The following is a 3,795-nucleotide window of genomic DNA, read 5'->3' on the forward strand; positions in this document are numbered from 1 at the left end:
AAAAGTTAAAAAAGATATTCGAGATACCATAAATTTAGGTACCTCTGCTTTCCTATTGCAAAAATTGCATTAATAATATCATTAACACAACTGATCTTGTTTAAACCCATATTTATTTTCACAGAAATAAGATCCCTATTCAAGTACGCTTCTTTTGGCACCATCCCTAAAGCGCTGATCATTTTCTCAGTAATGGAGATCGGTTCTGAAGGAACGCATGGGAAATCCAGTTCCAATAAATCATCTTGCTTATTGACCGTTAATTCACCACTAATGGTATGAAATTTGACACGCTCTAACTGCATTTCATAATAATTTAAAATAATAAATGCCGTTGCTAACGTGGCGTGCCCACAAAGGTTAATCTCTCCTCCAGGCGTAAACCATCTCAGTCGATAATGCGCACCTTCTTTTACGGCAAAAGCTGTTTCTGATAAATTATTTTCAATCGCGATTTTCTGCATAAGTTCATCTGAAATCCAATCTTTCATGATACATACTCCTGCTGGATTGCCTTCGAATACCTTTTCTGCAAAAGCATCAACAACAAAATACTTCATCTCATTTCCTCCAGTGTTATAATGTGTTTAATCATTTATTGGTAGTTTATAGCTGTTTGTATATAACACTCAACACCCATGTATAACACTTAAAGGAGATCAAGTCATGCACATTGAGATTCAACGAAATGCGGACATTTCCATAACCAAGCAAATATACCAATCTATTCTCGATCATATTCGTTCAGAACTTGTAGAAGAAGAATTACAATTACCTTCTGTGCGTGAGCTCTCCAAACAGCTTGGGGTAAGTCTAGTGACGGTAGTAAAAGCCTATCAAAAGCTAGACCAAGAGGGATATATCACGTCTGTTCAAGGAAAAGGTACATTTATAAGAAAGACAAAAGTCCAAGAATCTGAACGGAAAGAAAACACCCGTTCATACGATTGGCAACTTGCCGTTCAAGATTATTTACCAAGGTCTCAATTTGCTCGTTTTCACCAAGTCCCTGAAAGAATCCATCTTTCCTCTTCTATGATCGATCCTGGACTGCTACCTAATCGATACTTAGAGCAAGAAATTCAAAGGATGTTTTCTGAAAATCCCAAAGTTCTCTCACAGTATGGAGAGATCCAAGGAGATCAAGCGCTAAGGCAGGCCATGGTGGAGTATTTGCAAAGGCTGAACCTACCAACTTCTCCTGAAAATATTTTAGTTACAAGTGGTTCACAACAAGGAATTGACTTAATTGCTCGTACTTTTGTTGGACCAGGGGATGTAGTCGTCATGGAAGCCCCGACTTATCCAGGAGCCATTGATGTGTTTCGCGGGAGAGGGGCTACCATTCTAACCGTTCCTGTTGATAGCGATGGAATGAGAGTCGACTTACTTCAAAATTTGTGTGATAAATATAAACCAAAAATCATTTACACGGTGCCTACGTTTCATAATCCAACTGGTGCTGTCATGCCCACAAAACGCCGCAGACAACTTCTTGAGATTGCTAAAAGTACGCAGTGTTTAGTGATTGAGGATGATCCATGTAGTGAAATCTATTTTGTTAGAAAGCCTCCAGCATCCATGAAAAGTTTGGACGAGGACGGTCATGTCATTTACCTGAAAGGATTAAGCAAAATACTAGCTCCCGGTTGTAGAATTGGCATATTAACTGCTTCTGGTTCTATATTCAAACGGCTTTTAGCTGCCAAGGCAAACACCGATTTAGGGAGTCCTTTACTTACACAAAAAGCCATCCTTCCATTTATCTCTTCCAAAAGAATGATGGATCACCTAAAAAAATTAAGAACCGCTCTTAAGATCAGGCGCGATCTGGTTCTAGAGATTCTGTCGAAACATGCACCTGAAGAAGTTTCTTGGTTCATACCAAAAGGAGGATTAAACGTATGGATTACTCTTCCTTCCTGGATTCATACCGATCACCTCTTATTAGAAGCAAAGAAAGAGCAAATCACTTTTTTACCTGGATCAGCTTGTTACCCTACCGAGCAAGAAAATCATCATTTACGAATCAGCTTTTCTTATATGAAGGAACAACAATTACACCAAGGTGTGACCACCATTTGTCATATCCTACAATTAGCAATAGACTCCAAAATGAAACAGGAAAGCTCGCCCCATTTTTGAGTAGAGATCACGGAAAAGTCCCTAAGAACACATGTGATTTGTTATAATAAATTTAGAAATATGAATCTAAGGGGTGAATGATATGCTTTGGACTCCATTATTTGAAAATGATGTACCAGTAGCACACTTCTGCTCTTAATGGAGTGAAGGTGACTACATCTCTCCGTTAGGGGCATTTTTGACCTAATTTAAAAGACGGAGGGTACAAAAAATGAAAAACACCTTATTAGGTTCGTTATATTTGATATTAGCTTCAAGTATTTGGGGCGGAATGTATGTTGTTGTTAAAGTTGTCGTATCGGTTATACCACCACTGGAACTTGTGTGGATGCGGTATTTAGTCGCTATTATTGCACTTCTCATTATTGGCTTGATCACCAGACAAAAATGGCGGATTGAAAAACGTTATTTCTTACTCATCATAGCCATTGGGATTATTGGTAATACCATTTCAATCGTCGCCCAGGAAACTGGAACCATGCTATCCACGGCACAAATGGGTGCGATTATCACTTCTGCAACACCAGCATTTATGGTTGTATTTGCTCGCATAATCCTTAAAGAACGATTGACGTTAAAAAAGGGAATCTCCGTTATATTAGCGACAATTGGAGTACTTTTCATTGTTGGAATCGGCGATGTAAATATGTCCAGTACACTTGGAGGTATTGCACTATTTATTGCCGCCCTAACATGGGCACTTATGTCTGTACTTATCAAGCGATTGCCGAGCGACTATTCACAAATTGTAGTAACCACCTATTCCATTTTGGTAGCTCTAATCGTGCTGACTCCTTTTGTTCTGCCACGGTTACATGAAATGAGTATAACTCAACTAGCTGACCCGACCATTTGGGGAGGACTCTTGTATTTGGGCATTGTTTCAACTGCATGCGGGTTTCTACTTTGGAATCGTGGATTACAAATGCTCAACGCCTCAAGCGGGGGAATATTTTTCTTCTTTCAGCCTTTGGTTGGAACATTACTTGGATGGCTTATACTTGGAGAAACAATAGGTGTAACGTTTTGGATCGGCACTATCTTAATTCTTACAGGTGTTTTATTCGTTATTGTCGAGAAAAAATAGCCCGGTTTCATACAGCAGTCTAGTAAACTTACAAAACTAGGTAATACTGTAAAAAAGGTTCATTTTTATTCCTCTTTTCTAAAAGTGAATAAAATGAACCTTTTTTTTACACAATTATAGAGACTTTAATATGGATTTTGTACTTCGTTGTCCAAATCCAGGGGTATTCGGACTGGACTGGATGCTTTCGACTCTTCGTTGTCCCAATCCAGGGGCTATTCGGACTGGACTGGATGCTTTCGGCTCTTGGCTGTCCGAATCCAGGGGCTATTCGGACTGGACTGGATGCTTTCGACTCTTGGCTGTCCGAATCCAGGGGCTATTCGGACTGAACCAGATGCTTTCGAGTCTTCGTTGTCCGAATCCTAGGGGTATTCGGACTGGACTGGATGCTTTCGGCTCTTGGCTGTCCGAATCCTGGGGTATTCGGACTGGGCTGGATGCTTTCGGCTCTTGGCTGTCCGAATCCAGGGGCTATTCGGACTGAACCAGATGCTTTCGAGTCTTCGTTGTCCGAATCCTAGGGGTATTCGGACTGGATGCTTTCGGCTCTTGGCTGTCCG

Annotated in this window: 4 protein-coding genes and 1 pseudogene; 4 read left to right on the top strand and 1 reads right to left on the bottom strand. The window is 40.3% G+C overall.

Going from position 1 to position 3,795, the window contains the following annotated elements; genetic code table 11:
- Nucleotides 1–119 precede the first annotated feature (119 nt).
- Nucleotides 120–560 (bottom strand): annotated as a pseudogene (locus tag ACFFHF_RS12095) (PhzF family protein); the annotation flags it as partial.
- Between the two features lie 106 nt (nt 561–666).
- On the opposite strand from ACFFHF_RS12095, the gene pdxR reads away from it, so the two are divergent.
- The 4 genes from pdxR to ACFFHF_RS12115 all read left to right on the top strand — a co-directional run bounded on the left by pdxR (nt 667) and on the right by ACFFHF_RS12115 (nt 3,756).
- Nucleotides 667–2,145 carry a MocR-like pyridoxine biosynthesis transcription factor PdxR gene (pdxR, locus tag ACFFHF_RS12100; RefSeq protein ID WP_377058241.1) on the top strand — a complete coding sequence of 493 codons (1,479 nt, stop codon included), beginning with the start codon at nt 667–669 and terminating at the stop codon, nt 2,143–2,145.
- Nucleotides 2,146–2,356: 211 nt separating this feature from the next.
- Nucleotides 2,357–3,232 carry a DMT family transporter gene (locus tag ACFFHF_RS12105; RefSeq protein ID WP_377058242.1) on the top strand — a complete coding sequence of 292 codons (876 nt, stop codon included), beginning with the start codon at nt 2,357–2,359 and terminating at the stop codon, nt 3,230–3,232.
- A 246-nt stretch (nt 3,233–3,478) separates the two neighbouring features.
- The gene (locus ACFFHF_RS12110) at nt 3,479–3,601 is read left to right on the top strand and encodes a hypothetical protein (RefSeq protein WP_377058243.1); all 123 of its coding nucleotides are present in this window, start codon (nt 3,479–3,481) and stop codon (nt 3,599–3,601) included.
- 20 nt (nt 3,602–3,621) lie between these two features.
- The gene (locus tag ACFFHF_RS12115) at nt 3,622–3,756 is read left to right on the top strand and encodes a hypothetical protein (RefSeq protein ID WP_377058244.1); all 135 of its coding nucleotides are present in this window, start codon (nt 3,622–3,624) and stop codon (nt 3,754–3,756) included.
- Nucleotides 3,757–3,795: the final 39 nt, after the last annotated feature.

The organism is Robertmurraya beringensis (genome assembly GCF_042433785.1).
GTDB lineage: Bacteria > Bacillota > Bacilli > Bacillales > Cytobacillaceae > Robertmurraya_A > Robertmurraya_A beringensis.